General features: G+C 67.8%; 20 protein-coding genes and 1 pseudogene. 11 read left to right on the forward strand and 10 right to left on the reverse strand.

From position 1 onward, the window contains the following. Positions 1–29 precede the first annotated feature (29 nt). Positions 30–1,685 (reverse strand): acyl-CoA synthetase, encoded by a 1,656-nt coding sequence (locus tag AC1RHV_RS29625; protein WP_492302532.1) that lies wholly within the window; start codon positions 1,683–1,685, stop codon positions 30–32. Between the two features lie 162 nt (positions 1,686–1,847). On the opposite strand from AC1RHV_RS29625, the gene AC1RHV_RS29630 reads away from it, so the two are divergent. Next, positions 1,848–2,558, forward strand: a complete 711-nt coding sequence (locus AC1RHV_RS29630; RefSeq protein WP_054458159.1) for a Crp/Fnr family transcriptional regulator — start codon at positions 1,848–1,850, stop codon at positions 2,556–2,558. A 10-nt stretch (positions 2,559–2,568) separates the two neighbouring features. Here AC1RHV_RS29630 and AC1RHV_RS29635 read toward each other — a convergent pair whose 3' ends face one another. Both AC1RHV_RS29635 and AC1RHV_RS29640 read right to left on the reverse strand, forming a co-directional pair. Further along, positions 2,569–3,273 (reverse strand): aspartate/glutamate racemase family protein, encoded by a 705-nt coding sequence (locus tag AC1RHV_RS29635; RefSeq protein ID WP_175182302.1) that lies wholly within the window; start codon positions 3,271–3,273, stop codon positions 2,569–2,571. Beyond that, positions 3,270–3,728, reverse strand: coding sequence for a MarR family winged helix-turn-helix transcriptional regulator (locus AC1RHV_RS29640; protein ID WP_119452062.1), 459 nt, complete (start codon positions 3,726–3,728; stop codon positions 3,270–3,272). The genes AC1RHV_RS29635 and AC1RHV_RS29640 overlap by 4 nt, the downstream gene beginning before the upstream one ends. A gap of 239 nt (positions 3,729–3,967) precedes the next feature. Between AC1RHV_RS29640 and AC1RHV_RS29645 the strand changes: the two genes are divergently transcribed. Continuing rightward, entirely contained in the window at positions 3,968–6,253 is a 2,286-nt protein-coding gene (locus AC1RHV_RS29645) for a nitric-oxide reductase large subunit (protein WP_492302539.1), read from the forward strand. A gap of 79 nt (positions 6,254–6,332) precedes the next feature. Further along, positions 6,333–7,214 (forward strand): formylglycine-generating enzyme family protein, encoded by an 882-nt coding sequence (locus AC1RHV_RS29650; protein WP_119452058.1) that lies wholly within the window; start codon positions 6,333–6,335, stop codon positions 7,212–7,214. Between the two features lie 17 nt (positions 7,215–7,231). Here the strand turns inward: AC1RHV_RS29650 and AC1RHV_RS29655 are convergent, their stop codons facing one another. Next, positions 7,232–8,056, reverse strand: coding sequence for a Crp/Fnr family transcriptional regulator (locus AC1RHV_RS29655; protein WP_054458157.1), 825 nt, complete (start codon positions 8,054–8,056; stop codon positions 7,232–7,234). 156 nt (positions 8,057–8,212) lie between these two features. Here AC1RHV_RS29655 and nirK point away from each other — a divergent pair, with 156 nt between their 5' ends. The 3 genes from nirK to aceE all read left to right on the forward strand — a co-directional run bounded on the left by nirK (position 8,213) and on the right by aceE (position 12,527). Beyond that, positions 8,213–9,295 (forward strand): copper-containing nitrite reductase, encoded by a 1,083-nt coding sequence (gene nirK / locus AC1RHV_RS29660; RefSeq protein WP_125473100.1) that lies wholly within the window; start codon positions 8,213–8,215, stop codon positions 9,293–9,295. 82 nt (positions 9,296–9,377) lie between these two features. Then, positions 9,378–9,704 carry a c-type cytochrome gene (locus AC1RHV_RS29665; RefSeq protein WP_054458155.1) on the forward strand — a complete coding sequence of 109 codons (327 nt, stop codon included), beginning with the start codon at positions 9,378–9,380 and terminating at the stop codon, positions 9,702–9,704. Between the two features lie 159 nt (positions 9,705–9,863). Then, entirely contained in the window at positions 9,864–12,527 is a 2,664-nt protein-coding gene (gene aceE / locus AC1RHV_RS29670) for a pyruvate dehydrogenase (acetyl-transferring), homodimeric type (protein ID WP_492302536.1), read from the forward strand. Positions 12,528–12,534: 7 nt separating this feature from the next. Here aceE and AC1RHV_RS29675 read toward each other — a convergent pair whose 3' ends face one another. Further along, entirely contained in the window at positions 12,535–13,158 is a 624-nt protein-coding gene (locus tag AC1RHV_RS29675; RefSeq protein WP_054458153.1) for a LysE family translocator, read from the reverse strand. 172 nt (positions 13,159–13,330) lie between these two features. On the opposite strand from AC1RHV_RS29675, the gene gorA reads away from it, so the two are divergent. Next, positions 13,331–14,689, forward strand: coding sequence for a glutathione-disulfide reductase (gorA, locus tag AC1RHV_RS29680; RefSeq protein WP_054458152.1), 1,359 nt, complete (start codon positions 13,331–13,333; stop codon positions 14,687–14,689). A gap of 4 nt (positions 14,690–14,693) precedes the next feature. Here gorA and AC1RHV_RS29685 read toward each other — a convergent pair whose 3' ends face one another. Then, positions 14,694–15,509 (reverse strand): DUF72 domain-containing protein, encoded by an 816-nt coding sequence (locus tag AC1RHV_RS29685; RefSeq protein ID WP_119452055.1) that lies wholly within the window; start codon positions 15,507–15,509, stop codon positions 14,694–14,696. Between the two features lie 151 nt (positions 15,510–15,660). Here AC1RHV_RS29685 and AC1RHV_RS29690 point away from each other — a divergent pair, with 151 nt between their 5' ends. Together AC1RHV_RS29690 and AC1RHV_RS29695 are read left to right on the forward strand one after the other, a co-directional pair. Beyond that, positions 15,661–16,293, forward strand: coding sequence for a LysE family translocator (locus AC1RHV_RS29690; RefSeq protein WP_054458288.1), 633 nt, complete (start codon positions 15,661–15,663; stop codon positions 16,291–16,293). Continuing rightward, positions 16,293–16,589 (forward strand): hypothetical protein, encoded by a 297-nt coding sequence (locus AC1RHV_RS29695; protein ID WP_119452054.1) that lies wholly within the window; start codon positions 16,293–16,295, stop codon positions 16,587–16,589. Before AC1RHV_RS29690 ends, AC1RHV_RS29695 begins: the two co-directional genes overlap by 1 nt. 743 nt (positions 16,590–17,332) lie before the next feature. On the opposite strand, the gene pdxR is transcribed toward AC1RHV_RS29695, so the two are convergent. Further along, complete coding sequence (gene pdxR / locus AC1RHV_RS29700) at positions 17,333–18,802, reverse strand: MocR-like pyridoxine biosynthesis transcription factor PdxR (protein WP_119452053.1); 1,470 nt, start codon at positions 18,800–18,802, stop codon at positions 17,333–17,335. A 123-nt stretch (positions 18,803–18,925) separates the two neighbouring features. Here pdxR and AC1RHV_RS29705 point away from each other — a divergent pair, with 123 nt between their 5' ends. Together AC1RHV_RS29705 and AC1RHV_RS29710 are read left to right on the forward strand one after the other, a co-directional pair. Beyond that, on the forward strand, positions 18,926–19,654 hold the full coding sequence (locus tag AC1RHV_RS29705) for a GNAT family N-acetyltransferase (protein ID WP_054458148.1): 729 nt from the start codon (positions 18,926–18,928) through the stop codon (positions 19,652–19,654). Beyond that, the gene (locus AC1RHV_RS29710) at positions 19,645–20,544 is read left to right on the forward strand and encodes a DMT family transporter (protein WP_054458147.1); all 900 of its coding nucleotides are present in this window, start codon (positions 19,645–19,647) and stop codon (positions 20,542–20,544) included. Before AC1RHV_RS29705 ends, AC1RHV_RS29710 begins: the two co-directional genes overlap by 10 nt. Positions 20,545–20,555: 11 nt before the next feature. Here AC1RHV_RS29710 and AC1RHV_RS29715 read toward each other — a convergent pair whose 3' ends face one another. From AC1RHV_RS29715 to AC1RHV_RS29725, 3 genes and pseudogenes are all read right to left on the reverse strand, one after another. Next, positions 20,556–21,494 carry a DMT family transporter gene (locus tag AC1RHV_RS29715; RefSeq protein ID WP_119452052.1) on the reverse strand — a complete coding sequence of 313 codons (939 nt, stop codon included), beginning with the start codon at positions 21,492–21,494 and terminating at the stop codon, positions 20,556–20,558. Then, positions 21,491–21,826 carry a thioredoxin family protein gene (locus tag AC1RHV_RS29720; RefSeq protein WP_119452051.1) on the reverse strand — a complete coding sequence of 112 codons (336 nt, stop codon included), beginning with the start codon at positions 21,824–21,826 and terminating at the stop codon, positions 21,491–21,493. The genes AC1RHV_RS29715 and AC1RHV_RS29720 overlap by 4 nt, the downstream gene beginning before the upstream one ends. A gap of 110 nt (positions 21,827–21,936) precedes the next feature. Then, a pseudogene (locus AC1RHV_RS29725) lies at positions 21,937–22,015 on the reverse strand (M20/M25/M40 family metallo-hydrolase); the annotation flags it as partial.

Here is a 22,015-nt window from a genome sequence, read left to right on the forward strand (position 1 = left end):
AGCTCCTGGATGGGATGGAAACGTGGGATTCAACCGGCCTTGCCGGGGCCGGCCACGTCGATGGCCTTGGTCGCGCCGACGGCGGCGCGCAGTTCGAATTTCTGGATCTTGCCGGTGGAGGTCTTGGGCAGTTCGCCGAAGCGCACCGCGCGCGGCACCTTGAAGCCGGGCAGCAGCAGCTTGCAGTGCGCGATGATCTCTTCGGCGGTGGCGCTGCAGCCGGGTTTGAGTTCGACGAAGGCGCAAGGGGTTTCGCCCCACTTGGGATCGGGCATCGCCACCACGGCCACCGCCGCCACCGCGGGATGGCGGTAGAGCGCGTCTTCCACTTCGATGCTGGAGATGTTCTCGCCGCCGGAAATGATGATGTCCTTGCTGCGGTCCTTGATGCGGACGTAGCCGTCGGCCGTCATCACGCCCAGGTCGCCGGTGCGGAACCAGCCGCCGGCAAAGGCCTGGTCGGTGGCGCGTTCGTTCTTCAGGTAGCCCTTCATGCAGATGTTGCCGCGGAACATGACTTCGCCCACGGTCTGCTCGTCGGCCGGCACCTCTTCCATGGTGTCGGGATCGCGCACGGATACGCCCGCCTGCAGGTGGTAGCGCACGCCCTGGCGCGCATTGCGCAGCGCGCGCTCTTCCTCGTCCAGCGCGTCCCAGGCTTCCTGGCGGGCGCACACGGCTGCGGGTCCATAGACTTCGGTCAGACCGTACACATGGGTCAATTCGAAACCGATGTCGCGCATCTTGGCGATGACGGCGGGCGCGGGCGCGGCGCCCGCCACCATGGTGCGCACTGTGTGGTCGATGCCGGCGCGCAGTTCGGCCGGCGCGTTGGCCAGCGCGCTCTGCACGATGGGCGCGCCGCAATAATGGGTGACGCCTTCATTGCGGATCAGGTCGAACACGGTCTGCGGATCGAACTTGCGCAGGCACACGTTGACGCCGGCGCGCGCGGCGACCGTCCAGGCAAAGCACCAGCCGTTGCAGTGGAACAGCGGCAGGGTCCACAGATAGACCGGATGCTTGGGCATGTCCCATTCGAGGATGTTGCTGATGGCGTTCAGGTAGGCGCCGCGGTAGTGGTAGACCACACCCTTGGGATCGCCGGTGGTGCCGGACGTGTAATTCAGTGCGATGGCGTCCCATTCGTCCGCGGGGGGCTTCCAGTCGTAGCGGGCAGGGGCGCCGGCCAGGAAGGCTTCGTAATCGACCGCGCCGGGCAGCTCCGCCGGGGCGGTTTCCAGGTCGTGCACCGAAATGAGCTTCAGGTGCGGGAACTCGGCCCGGGCGCGCTGGGCGAGTTCGGCGTACTCCGTGTCCACGATCAGCGCCTGCGCTTCGCCGTGGCCCAGCATGAACAGCACGCTGGGGGTGTCCAGGCGGGTATTCAGGGTATTGAGCACCGCGCCCAGCATGGGCACGCCGAAATGGGCTTCGACCATGGCGGGAATGTTGGGCAGCATCACGGCCACGGTGTCGCCGCGCTTGATGCCGGCTTGCGCCAGCGCGCCGGCCAGGCGCTGCGCGCGCTCGTAGGTCTGGGCCCAGTTGCGCCGCACCTCGCCGTGGACGATGGCCAGCCGCTGGCCATAGACCTGGGCTGCGCGCGCGATGAAATCCACCGGGGTCAGGGCTTCGTAGTTGGCGTCGCGGCGCTCAAGGCCGCGGTCGAACATACCGCTCATGCTTGTCTCCAGTTGGGACGCGCAGGCGTCCCTTATCCGTGTGCGGGGAGTTTGATCCCCGTCGCTTGCCCTAGCTTACGGGGCCGCCGAAAATGCTGTCTGTCACCTGCATGACAGACGGCCGGCCGACCTGGCTTCCCCAAGTTTTACACAGTTATTCCCATGTCCGACGTTTCAAACATCGTTTCCGCCGAGGAACTGGCCGGCCTGTTCGGATCCTGTGCCTGGTTTACCGCGCTGGAGGCCCGCCACCAGGATCTGGTGCTGGCGACCGCGCGCGCCGAACACGTGCCCAACGGCGCCTGGATCGCGCGGCGCAATGCGCCGTCGGACTATTGGCTGGGCGTGCACACGGGTCTGTTGAAGCTGGCCATCTACAACGAATCGGGCCGCAGCTGCACCTTTTCGGGCGTGCCGCCGGGCGGCTGGTTCGGCGAGGGCAGCGTCATCAAGCGCGAACTGCGCAAGTACGACGTGGTGGCGATCCAGCCGTCGCTGGTGTTGCTGGTGCCTACGGCCACCTTCCATGCGCTGTTGTCGGCCAGCCTGCCTTTTTCGCATTTCGTCATCGGCCAGTTGAACAACCGCATGGGCGAGTTCATCGCTTCCATCCAGAACCACCGTTTGCTGGATGCGGACGCGCGCGTGGCGCAGTCGCTGGCGCAGCTGTTCAATCCGCAGCTGTATCCGTCCACCGATCTGACGCTGGCGATCTCGCAGGAAGAACTAGGCTATCTGACGGGCCTGTCGCGCCAGCGGGTCAACCAGGCGCTGCAGACGCTGGCCGACCAGGGCATCCTGGCGCTGGCCTACAACCAGATCAAGGTGCTGGACCTGGAGCGCTTGCGCCAATACGGCCTGGACCAGATCTGAGGGCGCCGGATCAGGCGCCGCGCAAGGCGCGGGTGAGCGCGGCGCGCGCCAGGATGCGGGTCGAATCCAGCGTGGGCAGGGCCGAATTGCCGTCGTTCAGCACCAGCGGCAACTCGGTGCAGCCCAGTACCACGGCGTCGCAGCCAGCCTCGCGCAGGCGCTCGATCACGGCTTGCAGCTTCGCCACGGATTCCGGCTTGAACACGCCGTACACCAGTTCATCCATGATGACGCGGGCCAGCGTGTCGCGGTCCGCTTGCGCCGGCCGCAACCATTGCAGCCCGCGCGCTTCCAGCTTGTCCGGATAGACGCTGCTGTCCACCAGCCAGCGCGTGCCCAGGATGCCGATGCGGCGCAAGCCGCGCGCCTGGGCTTCGGCCGCGACCTCTTCGGCGATATGCAGCCAGGGCAGGGGCGACTGCGGCAGCACATGGTCCAGCGCCTGGTGGATGGTGTTGTCCGGGCAGATCAGGAAATCCGCGCCCGCGCGCGCCAGCTTGCCCGCCGACGACTGCATCAGCGCGCCCACCCCGGCCAGGTCGGCCTGGTCCAGGCAGGCGACATAGTCCGCCAGCGAATGCGTGTGCAGCGAAATCTCCGGGTGCGCGTGCGGGCCCAGGCGCTGGGCGCCTTCCGCGCACAGCGTGCGGTAGCAAAGCGCGGCGCCTTCCGCCGAGCAGGCGACGATGCCGATGTGCAGGGGCGTGGCGTTCATTCAGCAGACTCCTTGTTGGATGCGCGCACGTGGCGCGCGATGTCCAGGAAGCTCGCCGCCATGGCGTCTTGCTGCGCCTGCGGCAGCCGCGACAGGAACAGTTCGTCGACGGCGGGGCCGTAGACCTTCCACATCTCGCGGCGCAGCGCGCGGCCCTTGGGCGTGAGGCGGGCGTAGGTGGCGCGGCGGTCTTCGTCCGAGCGGAAGCGTTCGACCAGGCCTTCGGCCTCGATTCGGTCCATCAGGCGCGTCAGGTTGTAGCGCGCGATCACCATGCGCTCGGCGATCTCGAACATCCTGGCCGTGCCGTCGGGCGCGCGCTCCAGCGCCCATAAGGCGTCATACCAGGCCAGCGGCGGCAGGCCGGCGGCTGACAGGCGCTTTTCGATTTCTTCCACTACCAGCGCATGCGCGGTCAGGAAGAGGCTCCACGCATCGGGCTTGCCCGTGGCCATGCGGTCGGTTCCTTTGAAAGAGGTGGGAATGCTGCGGGGATTGTAAGAGGCGGGCGCCAGGCGCGACGCCGGCATTTCGCGGTCCAAACAACCCTTTATTGGTGATTTATACCCTGGCTGGCCACGGTGAAAAAAACCGTGTGAATTGCAATGCCATGATTTGCATGGGATTTTTCCTGGCACGGAATTCGCATATGGGTACGTACCCCAAAACCGCAACACTGGAGGGCGTTCCCATCATGGGTCCGTATCGGAAATTATGGTTCACCTTGATCGCCGTATTGGCGGTCACGTTCGCATTGCTGGGCTTCTACGGCGGCGAGGTCTATCGCCAGGCGCCGCCGATTCCCGGGCAGGTCGTGACGACCGACGGCAAACCGCTGTTCGGCCGCGACGACATCCTGGACGGCCAGACGGCCTGGCAATCGGTCGGCGGCATGCAGCTGGGATCGGTCTGGGGACACGGCGCCTACCAGGCGCCGGACTGGACGGCCGACTGGCTGCACCGTGAACTGACCGCCTGGCTGGACCTGGCCGCGCGCGAGCAGCACGGCCGGGACTATGCGCAGCTGGACGCGGGCGCCCAGGCAGCGTTGCGCGCGGAACTGAAGGCCGAATACCGCGCCAACCGCAGCGACGCCGCCACCGACACGCTGGCGGTGAGTCCGCGGCGCGCGCGCGCCATGGCGCAGACCGCCGCCTATTACGACCAGCTGTTCTCCGACGCGCCCGCGCTGCACCGCAGCCGCGAAAATTTCGCGATGAAGGAAAACACGCTGCCCGACGCCGCGCGCCGCACCCAGCTCACGCATTTCTTCTTCTGGACGGCATGGGCCGCGGCCACCGAGCGCGAAGGCAAGGCGGTCACCTACACCAACAACTGGCCGCATGAACCCCTGATCGACAACGTGCCCAGCGCCGAAAACGTCATGTGGTCCATCCTCAGCGTGGTGGTGCTGCTGGCCGGCATCGGCTTCCTGGTCTGGGCCTGGGCTTTCCTGCGCGGCAAGGAAGACGACGAGCCGCTGGCGCCCGCCAAGGACCCGCTGACCACTTTCGCCCTGACGCCGTCGCAGCGCGCCTTGGGCAAGTACCTGTTCCTGGTGGTGGCGCTGTTCGGCTTCCAGGTGCTGCTGGGCGCCTTCACCGCGCACTACACCGTCGAAGGGCAGAAGTTCTATGGCGTCGACCTGTCGCAGTGGTTCCCGTATTCGCTGGTGCGCACCTGGCATATCCAGAGCGCGCTGTTCTGGATCGCCACGGGCTTCCTGGCCGCCGGCCTGTTTCTGGCGCCGTTGATCAACGGCGGGCGCGATCCCAAGTTCCAGAAGCTTGGCGTCGACATCCTGTTCTGGGCGCTGGTGCTGGTGGTGGTCGGATCGTTCACCGGGAACTACCTCGCGATCGCGCAGATCATGCCGCCGGACCTGAACTTCTGGCTGGGCCACCAGGGCTATGAATACGTGGACCTGGGCCGCCTGTGGCAGATCGGCAAGTTCGCCGGCATCTGCTTCTGGCTGGTGCTGATGCTGCGCGGCATCGTGCCGGCGCTGCGCACGCCGGGCGGGGACAAGAACCTGCTGGCGCTCCTGACCGCTTCGGTCGGCGCCATCGGCCTGTTCTATGGCGCCGGCTTCTTCTACGGCGAACGCACGCACCTGACGGTGATGGAGTACTGGCGCTGGTGGATCGTGCACCTGTGGGTGGAAGGCTTCTTCGAAGTCTTCGCGACCACGGCGCTGGCCTTCATCTTCTCCACGCTGGGCCTGGTGTCGCGCCGCATGGCCACCACGGCCAGCCTGGCCTCGGCCTCGCTCTTCATGCTGGGCGGCATACCCGGCACCTTCCACCACCTGTACTTCGCCGGCACCACCACGCCCGTGATGGCCATCGGCGCCAGCTTCTCAGCGCTGGAAGTGGTGCCGCTCATCGTGCTGGGGCATGAGGCCTGGGAGAACTGGCGCCTGAAGACCCGCGCGCCCTGGATGGAAAACCTGAAGTGGCCGCTGATGTGCTTCGTCGCCGTGGCCTTCTGGAACATGCTGGGCGCGGGCGTCTTCGGCTTCATGATCAACCCGCCCGTTTCGCTGTACTACATCCAGGGCCTGAACACCACGCCGGTGCACGCGCACGCGGCCCTGTTCGGCGTGTATGGCTTCCTGGCGCTGGGCTTCACCCTGCTGGTGCTGCGCTACATCCGTCCGCAGTACGCGCTGAGCCCCAGTTTGATGAAGCTGGCGTTCTGGGGCATGAACCTGGGCCTCGCGCTGATGATCTTCACCAGCCTGCTGCCGGTGGGGCTGATCCAGTTCCACGCCAGCGTCAGCGAGGGCATGTGGTACGCCCGCAGCGAAGGCTTCATGCAGCAGGAGCTGCTGCAGAACCTGCGCTGGGGCCGCACCTTCGGCGACGTGGTGTTCCTGCTGGGCGCGCTGGCCATCGTGATGCAGGTGATCCTGGGCCTTCTGAGCGGCAAGCCCGCGCTGGCCGAGCCGCGCCTGCAGGCCAAGGCGGCGCGCGGGTAGCGGCGCGCGGCGAGCGGCGCGCGGCGAGCGTCGGGCTCTTTGCTTCAGCGCAAAGAGCCCGGCCGCGGCAGCCGGTCCAATGGAATCCAGCCCGCGCCCGACCGGCGCGGGCATTCCGGAGAACCGCCGCATGCGCATCCTGCCGACCGTCATCGTTTCATTGCTGTTGACCGCTTGCGGGCCCCAGGACGGGGCCCGTTTTGCGTTGCCGGAAATCACGCGGCTGCCGCCGGGCGAGGTGAGCTACGTGCCGCCGGGCGAGGCCTTGCGCAACGGCTATCCCGCCACGCCCGCGCCGCGCGTCGCGCGCTATCCGGATGGCCTGGTCATCATGACACGACAGGTCAGCCAGGCCGAATACGCAGCGTGCGTGGAGGCCGGCGCATGCAAGGCGTTGGATCCCGCGCAGCGCCAGGCGGTTGCGCCCGACCTGCCCGCGGTAGGCATCAGCTGGACCGACGCGGTTGCCTATGCTGCGTGGCTGTCCGAACGCACCGGCAGGCGCCTGCGCCTGCCCAGCTATGCCGAATGGGTCTACGCGGCGGGCGAAGCCTATCGCGCGGACGTCTTGCCGGCCTTGCCCGATGGCAGCGACCCGGCGCAGCGCTGGCTGGCGGAATACGAACAACAGAGCCTGCGCGGCGCGCAGGGCGACGTCACGGTGCGCGCCTTCGGCGCCTATGGCCGCAACCGCGCCGGCCTGATGGACATGGCGGGCAGCGTGTGGGACTGGACCGACGATTGCCATGCGCGGCGCGTGCTGGACGGGCTGCGCGATGGCGCAAGCGGCAATGCGGCGCAGGAGCAGGAGCAGGAAAGCCGCAACTGCGGCATACGCGTCGCGGCCGGCAGGCACGTCGCGTATCTGCCCGATTTCATCCGCGACCCCAAGGGCGGCGCGTGTTCGGTCGGCGTGCCGCCCGCCAACCTGGGGCTGCGGCTGGTGCTGGAACCCGGCTAGGCCGCGTTGCCTGCGCGCTATGCGCCGGCCAGCTCGGCGCTCGCGTCGCAGGCCTCGTCCGCGGCCGGCGACCCGTGGCGACAGGACAGGCAGGCCGAGCAATCCACGGCGGGCGCGGCGTGCTCGCCCAGGCGGGCCAAGGCGGCGGGCGAGCGCAGCACCACGCGCTTGCGTCCGGCCGAGACGATGCCGCGCTGCTTCCAGTCGCTGAGCAGCCGGCTGACCGTGTGCAAGGTGGTGCCGGTCATTTCGGCGATGTCCTGGCGGGTGATGGGAAAGCCGATGCCGATGCCGTCCTGCATGGGCTGGCCGGATTGCTGCACCAGCCTCAGGATGGCGCGCGCGACCCGTTGCTCGACTTCATCGGTGGACAGCTCCTGGATGCGGACGTGCGCGTCCTGCAGGCGTTGTCCCATGGTTTGCAGTGCGGCCGCTCCCAACTGGGGATGGCAGGCGATGAAGCGTTCCCAGGCCGTGGCCGGCCACGCCAGGCAGACGCTTTCCTGCACGGTCTGCACCGTAGCCGGATAGCAGGGCTGCCGCATGGCGCAGGCCAGCCCGAACATGTCGCCGGGATTCACGTAGCGCACCACGACCTGTTCGCCCTCCGGCGTCAGCTGCGCCACCTTCAGGCAGCCATGCAGCAGCACGAAAAAATGCGCGGCAGCGGCGCCCTGGCGATAGGCCAATGCGCCGGCCTCCAGGCGGCAAGGCACCGCGCCGCGCAGCGCGGCGTCCAGCTGCGCATCGGACAAGGGCCTGAACAGATCCAGGTTGCGAAGCAGGGCATGGCACAGGGGCGACGACGCCGCAGGCTGCCCGGAAGCGTGTGGAGGGTCCATGCCTTGATGGTGACATCGCGGCCGCGCGGCGGCAATGCACGGCGGCTCGCAAGCTGGTCTGAAGTTTGCGCTACAGCAAAGAACGCAAAAGGTGGCGAGCCTTCAATGGAAGCGCCGACAGACTCGGCGTTGCAGAAACCCGAACAGGAGTTGCACATGAACGCTTTGCGCCCCACCTTGCTTGCCATGGCATTGATCGCAGCGATGGCGGGCGGCCCGGCAGCCGCCCAGAACGCCGATCAGCTGGAACGCGCCAAGGTTGCGCTGGTCGCCCCGCCCATGGTCCACCCGCATGAGCAGGTGGCCCGTTCGGGTCCCAAGGTGATCGAATTCACGATGACCATCGAGGAGAAGAAGATGGTCATCGATGACAAGGGCACGACCTTGCAGGCAATGACGTTCAACGGGTCCATGCCCGGTCCGACCCTGGTGGTGCATGAAGGCGATTATGTCGAACTGACCCTGGTCAATCCGGCCACCAACGCCATGCCGCACAACGTGGATTTCCACGCCGCCACCGGCGCGCTGGGCGGGGCCAAGCTCACCAACGTGAACCCGGGCGAGCAGGCCACGCTGCGCTTCAAGGCGGATCGCAGCGGCACCTTCGTCTACCACTGTGCGCCCGAAGGCATGGTGCCCTGGCACGTGGTGGCGGGCATGAGCGGCACGCTGATGGTGCTGCCGCGCGAAGGCCTGAAGGATCCGCAGGGCAAGCCGCTGCGCTACGACCGTGCCTACACCATAGGCGAGTTCGACCTGTACATCCCCAAGGACGCGAACGGCAAATACAGGGACTACGCGACCCTGGCGGAAAGCTATGGCGACACGGTCGAAGTCATGCGCACGCTGACGCCGTCGCACATCGTCTTCAATGGCAAGGTCGGGGCCTTGACGGGGGCGAACGCGCTCACGGCCAAGGTCGGCGAGACGGTGCTCCTGATCCATTCGCAGGCCAATCGCGATACGCGCCCGCATCTGATCGGCGGCCATGGCGACTGGGTCTGGGAAACCGGCAAGTTCGCCAACCCGCCGCAGAAGGACCTGGAGACCTGGTTCATCCGCGGCGGTTCGGCGGGCGCGGCGCTCTACACCTTCAAGCAGCCCGGCGTGTACGCCTACCTGAACCACAACCTGATCGAAGCCTTCGAACTGGGCGCGGCCGGGCATATCAAGGTCGAGGGCAAATGGAATGACGACCTGATGAAGCAGATCAAGGCGCCGGGCCCGATCCCGCGCTGAGCGCGGCGGCAGGGCGCGCGTGGCGCGCCTTGCCCTTGTCTATCCGCTACGCCGTCACGCCTTTTCCTTTCGGAGCCTTGCCATGTCCTCGCTGTATCGAATTGCGTTCGCCGCCGCCCTGGCCAGCCTGCCCGTCGCGCAAGCGGGGGCCGAGTCGCTGGCCGCCATCAACCCCGCGGGCGAAAAGCTCTACAAGTCCGCCTGTGTCGTATGCCACGCCAGCGGGGTCGCCAATGCGCCCAGGCTGGGCGACAAGCAAGCCTGGTCACCCTTTATTGCGCAGGGCACGGATGCGCTGTTGGCCACCGTGCTCAAGGGCAAGGGCGCGATGCCGCCGCGCGGCGGCTCGTCCGCGGACGAACCGACCCTGAGGGCCGCGGTGGAATTCATGATGGCTGCGTCCCGCTAGCGGGGAGGGCCTGGGGACCTGTCCTGAAATAGTTGCACTTGCAATTATTAGAATTCCTCCATACGATTGCAATTGCACATGATGCAATTGCAATTCACGATGCGAAATGACGGCGGCCGTACACCGGGATGCCGCCTTCGCGCCCACCAGGAGGACGCCATGGACACCCCGATAGAACCGACCGACGCCGACCCGCAGGAAACCCAGGAATGGCTGGAGGCCATGCAGGCCGTGCTGGCCCACGAGGGCCGGCCGCGCACCCACTATCTGCTGGACCAACTGATCGGCCAGGACCGCGCCGGCCACGGCGGCTATGCCGCGCCGAACGCCACGCCCTACGTCAACACGATCCGGCCGGCGGAGCAGGGTTCGTTTCCGGGCGACATGGGCATCGAGCTGCGGCTGGATGCCTATCTGCGCTGGAACGCCATGGCCATGGTGCTGCGCGCGGGCAAGACCTCGGGCGTGGGCGGACACATCGCGACCTACGCCTCGGCCACGACGCTGTACGAAACCGGCTTTCGCCACTTCTTCCGTGCGGCCACGCCGGACTTCCTGGGTGACATGCTGTACATCCAGGGCCATTCCGCGCCCGGCATCTATGCGCGCGCCTATCTGGAGGGCCGCATTTCCGAGGAAGAACTCGACCGCTTCCGGCGCGAGACGGCCGGCGGCGGGCTGGCGTCCTATCCGCATCCGCGCACCATGCCCGGGTTCTGGCAGTTCCCGACCGTGTCGATGGGACTGGGACCGCTGATGGCCGCCTATCAGGCGCGCTACATGCGCTACCTGGAAGACCGCGAGCTGATCCCCGCGCAAGGCCGCAAGGTCTGGGGCTTTCTGGGCGACGGCGAACAGGACCAGCCCGAGACGCTGGCGGCGGTGGCGATGGCCGGGCGCGAAAAACTGGACAACCTGATCTTCGTGGTGAACTGCAATCTGCAGCGCCTGGACGGCCCGGTGCGCGGCAACGCCAAGATCATCCAGGAACTGGAAAGCGTGTACCGCGGCGCCGGTTGGAACGTCATCAAGGTGATCTGGGGAGCCGGCTGGGACGCGCTGCTGGCGCAAGACCATGACGGCCGCCTGCGCCGGCGAATGATGCAGTGCGTGGACGGCGAGTACCAGGTGTTCAAGGCGCGCGGCGGCGCATACGTGCGCGAACATTTCTTCGGCGCCGACCCGGTGCTGCTGGAGCGCGTGGCGCACCTGAGCGATGAGGAAATCGGCGCGCTCAACCGCGGCGGCCATGATCCTGCCAAGATCTATGCCGCCTACGCCTCGGCGCTGGCCCATCGTGGCCAGCCCACCGTCATCCTGGCCAAGACCGTCAAGGGCTATGGCATGGGCGCGGCGGGCGAGGCGGCCAACACCAATCACCAGCAGAAGAAGATGGCGGATCCGGCCGTGCGCGCCTTCCGCGACCGCTTCTCCATTCCGGTGCCCGACGATCTGCTGGAACAGATCCCCTACATCAAGCCCGCGCCCGGCAGCGCCGAGCGGACCTATTTCGACGCCGCGATCGCGCGCGCGGGCGGCCATCTGCCGCGGCGGCAGGCCGGACCCGGGCCGCTGGCCACGCCGCCGCTGGAGGCGTTCGCCGCGCACCTGAAGGGCAGCGACGGCCGCGAGTTCTCGACCACGATGGCCTTTGTGCGGGTGCTGGCGCAATTGCTCAAGGACCCCGCCATCGGCCAGCGCGTGGTGCCCATCGTGCCCGACGAGTCGCGCACCTTCGGCATGGACGGCATGTTCCGGCAGGTGGGCATTTATTCGCACGTGGGGCAGCTGTACACGCCGCAGGACGCAGACCAGTTGAGCGTCTACCGCGAAGACCGGCGCGGCCAGATCCTGCAGGAAGGCATCAACGAGTCGGGCGCGATGGCCTCGTGGATCGCGGCCGCCACCGCGCACAGCACGCACGGCGCGGCCACGATTCCGTTCTACATCTTCTACTCCATGTTCGGCTTCCAGCGCGTGGGCGACCTGGCCTGGGCGGCGGGCGACATCCGCGCGCGCGGCTTCCTGCTGGGCGCGACCTCCGGACGCACCACGCTGGAAGGCGAAGGACTGCAGCACGACGACGGCCACAGCCACGTGCTGGCCTCGGTCATCCCTTCATGCGTGGCCTACGACCCGGCCTACGCCTACGAGATCGCGGTGATCGTGCAGGACGGCATGCGTCGCATGTACCAGGACGAAGAAGACGTCTTTTACTACCTGACGCTGATCAACGAGAAGACCGCGCATCCGCCCCTGCCGCAGGGCGCCGAGGAGGGCATCCTGCGCGGCATGTACCGCCTGCGCGAAGGCGGCGACGGCGCGCTGCGGGTGCAGTTGTTGGGCAGCGGCGCGATCCTGGGCGAAACGCTGGCGGCGGCAGAGCTGCTGCGGCAGGACTTCGGCGTGGCGGCCGACGTCTGGAGCGTGACCAGCTATTCGGAACTGGGCCGCGACGGCCAGGAAGCCGAACGCTGGAGCCGCCTGCATCCGCTGGAGAACAGGCGCGCCGGCTACGCGGAGACGGTCCTGGCGGACAGCGAGGGGCCGGTGGTGGCCGCCACCGACTACATGAAGACGGTGGCCGAACAGATACGTCCGTTCATGCAGGACCGCCGCTATGTCACGCTGGGGACCGACGGCTTTGGCCGGTCAGACACGCGGGCAGCCCTGCGGGCCTACTTCGAGGTGGACCGGCATCACATCGCGCTGGCGGCCCTGAAGGCGCTGGCGGACGACGGACTGATGCCGCACGAGCGCGCGGCCGACGCCATCGCCCGCTACGGCATCGACCCGGAGGCCGTATCCGCGGCGCGGCCCTAGGGGCAGGCTAGACGCGCCGCGCCAGCAAGGCCCAGATCCCGGCGGCGGACAGCAGGGCGCCGCCGCCCAGGTTGAAGCCGCGCTGGGCGCGGGGCGAGGCCAACAGGCGCCGGGCGGACCCGGCAAAGATGGCATAGGCCGTGGCGTTGATGCCGGCGCAGGCGACGAAGGTGGCCGACAGGATCCAGAGCTGGCGCGTCACGTCGCCTACCGGATCGATGAACTGCGGCAGGAAAGCCACGAAGAAGATGATGCCCTTGGGGTTCAGCGCCGTCACCAGATAGGTGTTGGCGAACAGCTTCCAGCGCGAACCCGAGGCAGTGGCCGTGGGCAGGGTCGCCGGCGACACGCCGGCGCGCAGCAGCTTGAAGCCCAGGTACAGCAGGTACAGGCCGCCCACGATCTTGACCACCGTGAACCAGAACGCCGACGCCGCCAGCAGGGCGCCCAGGCCCAGCAGCGACAGCAGCAGGGCGGTGGAGTCGCCCAGCGCCACCGCAAGCACCAGCGGCAGGCGTGCGCGCCGGCCTTGCGCAATGGAGTAGCTGATGACGGTGAGTATCGTGGGGCCGGGCAGCATCACGAGGAGGGCGGACGCGCCCAGGAAGGCCAGCCAGGTTTCAAGCGACATGGGATCTGCTCCAGGGGTGGGGCTGCGCGCGGCGGCCAGCCTGCGGGCCACTGTATAGCAATCGCGGCCGCCTGCAAACCGGACGTGGCCGGGCGCGGGCGCCGGGTGGTGTTAAATACGGTTTTCCCCGGACAGTGAGCGCGGGCCTGCAAGGGCGCGCGAAGGAAACATCATGGCATTCGATTTTGATCTGTTTGTGATCGGCGCGGGCTCCGGCGGCGTGCGCGCGGCGCGTTTCGCGGCGGGCTTCGGCGCGCGCGTGGCGGTGGCGGAAAGCCGCTACCTGGGCGGCACCTGCGTGAACGTGGGCTGCGTGCCCAAGAAGCTGCTGGTCTATGGCGCGCACTACAGCGAGGACTTCGAGCAGGCCCGCGGCTTCGGCTGGAACGCCGGCGAGCCCAGCTTCGACTGGCCCACGCTGATCGCGAACAAGAACCGGGAAATCGAACGTCTTAACGGCATTTATCGCAATTTGCTGGTCAATAGCGGCGTCACCCTGCTGGAAGGCCACGCCCGCATCCTCGATCCGCACACGGTCGAGATCAACGGCAAATCCTACCGCGCCGCCAATATCCTGGTGGCGACCGGCGGCTGGCCCCAGGTGCCGGACATTCCGGGCAAGGAACACGCCACCACGTCGAACGAAGCCTTCTTCCTGAAGGAACTGCCGCGCCGCGTGCTGGTGGTGGGCGGCGGCTATATCGCCGTGGAATTCGCCTCCATTTTCAACGGCATGGGCGCGCAGACCACGCAGGTCTACCGTGGTCCGTTGTTCCTGCGCGGCTTTGACCAGGGCGTGCGCGAGCATCTGCGCGACGAACTGGTGAAAAAGGGCATCGACCTGCGCTTCAATTCGGAAGTGACGCGCATCGACAAGCAGGCCGACGGCACGCTGGCCGCCACGCTGAAGGACGGCTCCGTGGTCGAGGCCGATTGCGTGTTCTACGCCACTGGCCGCCGGCCCATGCTGGACAACCTGGGCCTGGAGAACACGGCGGTCAAGCTGGGCAAGGGCGGTTTCATCGAGGTGGACGACGAATACCGCACGGCCGAGCCCTCCATCCTGGCCATCGGCGACGTGATCGGCCGTGTGCCGCTGACGCCCGTGGCGCTGGCCGAAGGCATGGCGGTGGCGCGGCGCCTGTTCCGTCCCGAGGAATACCGCAAGGTCGACTACCAGCTGATTCCGACCGCCGTGTTCAGCCTGCCGAACATCGGCACGGTGGGCATGACGACGGAAGAGGCGCGCGCCGCCGGCCACGAGGTCAAGCTGTTCGAAAGCCGCTTCCGGCCCATGAAGCTGACGCTGACCGAGTCGCAGGAAAAGACGCTGATGAAGCTGATCGTGGACGCCAAGACCGACCGCGTGCTGGGCGTGCACATGGTCGGCCCGGACGCGGGCGAGATCGTGCAGGGCATCGCGATCGCGCTGAAGGCCGGCGCGACCAAGCAGGTGTTCGACGAGACCATCGGCATCCATCCCACGGCTGCCGAAGAGTTCGTGACCCTGCGCACGCCGGTCGCCCAATAAGGCGCTACAGCCGTTCGATCATGGCGCGCGCCGCCATCGGCGCGCGTTCCTTCGCGCCATTGATGAAGAACGCAAAGACGTCTCCCGGCCGCGCCTTTTTTTCCGGGGCGCCGGTGAGCGGCAGGTCGGCCGGGTGGCCGCCGCGGGCCCAGCTGCGCAGGCGGTCCGCCCAGGCGTCCAGCGCCTTGGGCGGGTAGCCCGCCTTGTAGGCCGTGCTGGCGCGCATCAGCCGCGCATAGACGAAAGCGGCGGTACGGTCGGCGATGGACGGGTAGTCCTCGCTGTCCGTGTAGACGGTGGCCGCGCCGTGGCGCCGCGCCAGCTCCAGGTATTCCTCGCAGGCGAAGCTGTCATGGCGCACGTCCAGTACGTGGCGCAGCGGCAAGCCGTCCACCTTGTCCGGCAGCAGCGCGAGGAAGGCGCCGAAATCGTCCGCATCGAATACCTTGGTCGGCGCGAACTGCCAGACGATGGGCCCCAGCTTGGGGCCCAGTTCGGCGATGCCGCTGTGCACGAAGCGGTGGATCGAATCCTTGGCGCCCGCCAGTTCGCGGCGGTTGGTCGCGTAGCGCGAGGCCTTCAGCGAAAACACGAAGCCTGCGGGCGTCTCATCGCGCCATTTGGCGAAGGTGGCCGGCTTCTGGGTACTGTAGTAGGTGCCGTTGATCTCGATGGCGGTGAGCTGGCTGCTGGCGTATTCCAGTTCGCGCGCATGCGGCAGGTTTTCGGGGTAGAAGACGCCGCGCCAGGGGGCGTAGGTCCAGCCGCCGATACCGATGCGGATGGCGCCGTCTTTCGGATGAGAATGCGCTTGCGGCATGGCCGGCCCTCCAGGCGTGGGAACCGGACAACTGTATCGCCGGCGCCACTGGTCCGCAAACCCCCGCCGGAAGTTCGCTGTTCCGATACAGTTTTGCGCTAAGGTGTGGATTCACGTTTCCACTTTCCGCGCGGCCCCGCGCCGGCCCATCATGCCCGACCTTACCCATCTGATGACGTTCGCCCTGGTTGCCCTGGGCATGGTGCTCACACCCGGGCCCAACATGATCTACCTGGTATCCCGTTCCATCTCGCAGGGCGCGCAGGCGGGCCTGATTTCGCTGGGGGGCGTGGCGGTCGGCTTCGTCTTCTACGTGCTCTGCGCGGCGTTCGGCATCACGGCGCTGCTGATGGCGGTGCCCTACGCCTACGACGCGCTGCGCATCGGCGGCGCGCTGTACCTGCTGTACATGGCCTGGCAGGCGCTGCGCCCGGGCGGGCGTTCGCCGTTCGAGGTGCGCGAACTGCCCAAGAGCAGCCCGCGCACGCTGTTCACGATGGGGCTGGTGACCAATCTGCTCAATCCCAAGATCGCGATCATGTACGTGTCGCTGCTGCCGCAGTTCATCCAGCCCGAGCGCGGCAGCGTGTTCACGCAGTCGCTGGCGCTGGGCATGACGCAGGTTGTGATCAGCCTGACGGTCAATGCGCTGATCGCCATCATGGCCGGTTCCATCGCCGGGTTCCTGGCGGGCCGCCCCTTGTGGATGGTGGTGCAGCGCTGGTTGATGGGCACGGTGCTGGCCGGGCTGGCGGTACGCATGCTGATGGATAACCGCCGCTGATGCAGGCCGAAGACGGTTTCTTTGCTTCCTTGGGCGGCATGCTGGGCGAGGCGCTGCGCGGGGTCGTGGCTGGCTTGAGATGGCTGCTGGGCGGAGTTGGCGGCGCGCTGGGCGATTTCTACGCGGGGCTGTCGGGCGCGATGGGGATGAGTCCATCGGTGTTCAATCTGGTGGTGTTGGCGATTGGGTTGATGCTGCTTTGGGCGGCGGTCAAGGCGTTGTTAAGGCGGAGTTTGTTGGGGGTTTTGGTTTGGGGGTTTTTGGCGGTGTTGGTGTTGGGTGGGTTGATTAATTGATGGGCTTTGTGGTGTCGCGTTTTGCGGATGGTGTTCTTCTTTAGGCGCCAGCCGCGCCGTGGGCCTGGGGCGAGCGGGCCAACGATTGCGGTCCGGAGCCTTCGCTCCGGACTTCCCCGTCGTCATCTTCGTCAAGGCCTTCGGCCTTTCCTTCAGATTCCCTCGGGCTTATCGACGGCCCGCTCGCCCCAGGCCCACGGCGCGGCTGGCTCCGGCGGTTGAAACTTCACGGGCGCTGGGGCGAGTGGTGTGCTTGGCGTGCTCGCCATCAGTGGGGGTTGGCGAAAGGTCTTGCGGGGCCCGCTCCCGGCCGGCCGCGCGGGCGGCCTCTGGGAGCTTACGCGGTGGCTTGCGGCGAGTGATGGCGCTGCGCGCTGTTTGTCACCGGTTCCTTAAAGGAGTCGGTGCACGGGCAGACGATTCGCTGCATTCGCGCAGCGAACACTATAGAAATTTTATAAATCGCGTATGTATTAATCGGCCGCCCGGGCGGCCGATTAATACGGGCAGCTCACGACTCGCCACTGACCACGGTTCCAGGCACTACAGGCCAAGACGGCGGCAGCCCAACCGATGCGCTGTCGCGCCATTCGCGCAGCGAACACTATCGAGATTTCATGAATCTCGTATGTATTAGTCGGCCGCCCGCGCCGCTGGGCGACCTACGAAGTGCTGCGGCAGCGGCCTAGAATCGCTGGCTGACCCGCGAAGTGCTGCGACAGCAACCAGTGCCGACGCCCGACCTACGAAGCCTGCCGCGCCGCCAACACCACCTTCCGTAACCTCTGCACCAACGCCGGAAACCGCTCGGCCCCCGTATTCCCATATCCGATCACCAGTCCGTTATCCTCCGCCCGCGGCGCCACCGCGAACGAGGACAACGCGCCCGGATTCATCCCGATCTTGCGCGCCTGTTCCACGATCTCCCGGTCGGGATATGCAGCAGGCAGCCGCACCGTCAGATGCAGCCCGGAATGTCCGCCCAGGACTTCGTGTTCGATCCCCAGATGCGCCGCCAGCGCCTCGCGCAATGCTCCCTGGCGTTCTCGGTACAGGCGCCGCATGCGGCCCAGGTGGCGCGAGAACTGGCCGTTTTCCATGAAGGCCGCCATGGTCAGCTGTTCCAGCCGGTGGCCGCCGCGCAGCATCTCGATGATGGATGGCATCGCCTGCGCGGCGATGGCTTCGGGCAGCACCACGAAACCCAGGCGCAGCGCCGGGAACATGGTCTTGCTGAAGGTGCCCACGTAGAGCACCGGCGCGTCCTCGACCAGGCCCTGCATCGCGGCGATGGGTTCGCCCTGGTGGCGGAATTCGCTGTCGTAGTCGTCCTCGATGATCCAGGCGCCAGCCTGGCGGGCGCGTTCGATCAAGCCCAGGCGGCGCGGCAGGGACAGCACCGCGCCGGTCGGGTACTGGTGCGACGGCGTTGTCTGGATGAGGCGGGGCGGGCGTTCCTGCCAGGCGCTTTCGGGAATCACGATGCCGTCCGCGTCCACGCGCATGGCAACCACGTCCAGGTCGCCGCCATGGAAGGCGGACTTGGCGCCGCGGTAGCCGGGGTCTTCCAGCCAGGCGGTGTCGCCAGGGTTGGTCAACAGCTGCACGCAGAGCGCCAGCGCGCCCTGGGCGCCTTCGGTGATGACGATGCGCGAGGCGTCGCAGCGCACGCCGCGCGACACGCGCAGGTATTGGGCGATGGCTTCGCGTAGCGCCGGCTCGCCCACGGGATGGCCGTAGCCCAGGGCCGTGGCCGGGGCGGCTTGCAGCGCGCGGTCCTGCGCGCGGCGCCATGCGTTGATGGGAAACTGCGTCAGCGCAGGCGTGCCGGGCGTCATGGGCAGCGAACCGTCGTGGGCGTAGCGCGTGGAGACGATGCGCGTCAGCCGCTTGGCGGTGAGCGAGGGCTGGTCCGTGGGCGGCGTCGCGCGCTTGGCGGCGATGGCCGCGGCGGCCGACAGCGGCGCGACCCGCGTGCCCTGGCGGTCGGCGATGACGTAGCCTTCGGCCGTGAGCTGCTCGTAGGCGATCAGCACCGTGTTGCGCGAGATGGCCAGTTCTTCTGACAGGGCGCGCGACGAAGGCAGCTTGCCGCCTGCGGGCAGCTGTCCGGCCAGGATCGCCTGCTTGAGGCGCTGGATCAGCTGGCGCTGGCGCGGCAGGGCGCCGGGGCCGCGCGTGAGCGGGCTGGAAAGCAGGGCGGGGGTATTCATCTTGGCCCTATTAAAATTCTGGATCGTGGTGCTTTTTATGATGCCACGATTCCGATATCGTGAGGGCATGCGTACTGCGCCCGTCCCTTCGGGCGGCGCGCCAACCTGAAGAGGCCCCGTAGCATGCAACCCCGCGTCAACGCCTACCAGCAACCCATCGGCCCGGACATGACGGGCTGGACCACGCGTCCGCGTCCGCCCCTGACACCCATCGTCGGCCGCTATTGCCGGCTGGAGCCGCTGTCGGCCGAGCGCCACGCCGAGGATCTGTTCCACGCGTTCAGCCAGGCGCCGGACGACAGCGACTGGACCTACATGTCGGTGGGACCCTTCGCGGACCTGGCGGCCTACCGCCAGTTCGCCGAGAAGGCGCAGGCCGGCAATGACCCCTTGCACCACGCCATCATCGACCTGGAAACGGGCCGCGCCATCGGCACGCTGGCGCTGATGCGCATCGACCCGGCCAACGGCGCGATTGAAGTCGGCTTCGTGTCGTTCTCGCGCCAGCTCAAGCGCACGCGCATCGCCACCGAGGCCCAGTTCCTGCTGATGAGCCGCGCCTTCGACGAACTGGGCTACCGCCGCTATGAATGGAAGTGCGATAGCCTGAACGCGCCGTCGCGCGCGGCGGCTCTGCGGCTGGGTTTCCAGTTCGAGGGCATCTTCCGCCAGGCCACGGTGTACAAGGGCCGCAGCCGCGACACGGCCTGGTTCGCCATGGTCGACGGCGACTGGCCCGCGCTGCGTGCCGCCTATGAGCGCTGGTTGAGCCCCGACAATTTCGATGCCCAGGGCAAGCAGCGGCAGGGCCTGTCCGAACTGACGGCACAGGCGCGCGCCGCGTGCGCCTGATCCCGGTTGCGCTGGCCCTGTTCTGGGGCCTGAACTGGCCGGCGGTGAAGATCATCCTGTCGATCTTCCCGCCGTTCACGCTGCGCCTGCTCGGCCTGGGCAGCGGCGCGGTGCTGCTGTTGCTGCTGGCGCGAGCCAAGCGGGTGCCCCTGCTGCCGCCGCGCGAGTCGTGGCGCGGCATCATCGTGGGCGGCCTGCTTGCCGTCGCGGCCTTCAACCTGCTGGTGGCCTGGGCGCAGCTCAGCACCAGCACCTCGCGCGCGGCGGTGCTGACCTTCACCATGCCCATGATGTCGGCCGTGCTGGCCTGGGCGGTGCTGGGCGAACGCCTGGACCGGCGCCGGGCGCTGGCGCTGCTGCTGGGCGCGGCCGGGGTTTCCATCCTGGCCTGGCCGGTGCTGCGCGCAGTCTTCGGCGAACACGATGCGGCCGCGGCCAAGGGTCTGGTGTTTCCGCTGGTGGCGGCTTTCGGCTGGGCCGCCGGCACGGTCTACTTGAAGGGCTGGCCGGTGGCCGGCGATCGCATCGTCGTCACGGCCTGGCAGTTGGCGGTGGGCGCGGCTTGCGCCTTGGGCGGCATGCTGATCGCGGGCGAATCGTTCCCCACGCAGGGCTGGAACGGCCGTGTGGTGGCGGCGCTGTCGTTCCACATCATCCTGGGCACCGCCGTCGCGTACTGGCTCTGGTTCGTGCTGAGCGAGCGCGTCAGCGCCACGGTGGCCGCGCTGACCACATTGATGGTGCCGGTGGTGGGAGTGCTGGGCGCGATGGCGCTGGTGGGCGACCGGCCCGCCGCCTTGGACTGGTGGGGATTCGCCCTGGTGCTGGGAGGCGCCGCGCTGATCGTGCTGAACCTGGGCGCGGCGCCCGCGCCGCGATCCAGGCCATAGGCGCGGGTGGATCAGCGCGCGCGCCGCAGCTTCTCGCGCAGCAGTTCGGCGCCGCTCACCAGGGTGATGCCGGTCAGCACCAGCAGCGCGCCCAGCACGAAACCGGCGTCCAGCGGTTCGTCCAGGATGAGCACGCCGAAGCTCACGCCGAACAGCGGCGTCATGAACGACAGGACGGACAAGCGCGAAGCCAGGTAGCGGCGCAGCAGCCAGAACCAGGCCAGATAGCTGGACAGGGCCACCACCACGGACTGGAAGGCGACGCTGAGCACTGCCGCCTGCGTATAGCGAAAGCCGGCGTTGCCGGTGGCCGCGGCGTAGGCCAGCAGGGTAATGGCCGCGACCGCCATCTGATAGAACAGCGTCTTGGCAGGCGCGGCTTCGGACAGCGAGGTCTTGCGGATCGCCACGGTGGTGGCGCCCCAGAACAGGCCGGCCAGGAGGCCCATCGCATCGCCCAGCAGCATGTTGGGCGCGCCGGCCGATCCCGCCGGCTGGCCCTTGCCGAGGAAGGCCACGGCGATGCCGCAGAACGCCACGGCCACGCCCACCCACTGCAGCGGCTTCAGGCGTTCTTCGGGCAGCAGCCAGTGCAGTCCCAGCGCGGTGAAGATGGGCGCGGTGTACAGGAACACCGACATGTGCGAGGCCGTGGTGTAGACCAGGCCCTGCGCCACGAACAGAAATTCGCCGGCGAACAGCAGGCCCACGATGAGACCGGGCAACGCCGTGCCGTCCATGACGGCACGCAGGCCTTCGCGCCGCCACACGGCCACGGCCAGCACCAGCGCCGCGAACGCCGAGCGCAGTCCGATCTGCATGATGGGCGAAACATCCGCGGCCACCAGCTTGATGGCGATCTGCTGGAAGCCCCAGCAGACGCACAAGAGCAGCATGGCGCCGGTCGCCAGCCCGTCCAGCGGCTGGCGCAAGGGCTTGGCGGCGCTCACGGCAGTTCGGCGGGGTAGCTGTCCAGGGCCAGGCCGATCTGCTGGCGCAGATCCCATTCCGCCAGCGTCGATTGCACCGGGCCGAAGAAGGCGCCGTCGCGCGTCACGAACATGGCGGGCAGGTGGAAGACTTCGTAGCGCTCGACCAGGCCGCGGTTGTCGCCGGCGTCGACCCAGCATACGCGTTCCACGGGCAGCTCCAGCTGCGGCAGTTGTTCACGGGCGACGCGGCAGGTGCCACAGGTGCGGCTGTGGAAGACCAGCAGGGACAGCCCGGGCGCGTCCAGCAGGTAGCGGTCGGCGGTGCTGTCGTTGAGTTCTATCTGTTCCATGGGGCGGGCAAGGCGGGAGAGGGCGCCGGTCGCGGCGCGAGGCGCCCATTATGGCAGCGCCCCGCCCGCGGGCGGGAGATACCCGCGGGCCTGGCAGGGCCGTCCCGGCCTCAGGCGGCGCGCAGCTTGCGGTCCAGTTCCAGCACCGACTGGTACAGCACGCGGGTGCCATCCAGCAGCTGCGCGGGC

Source organism: Achromobacter sp. GW823-FHT04E03 (genome assembly GCF_058796095.1).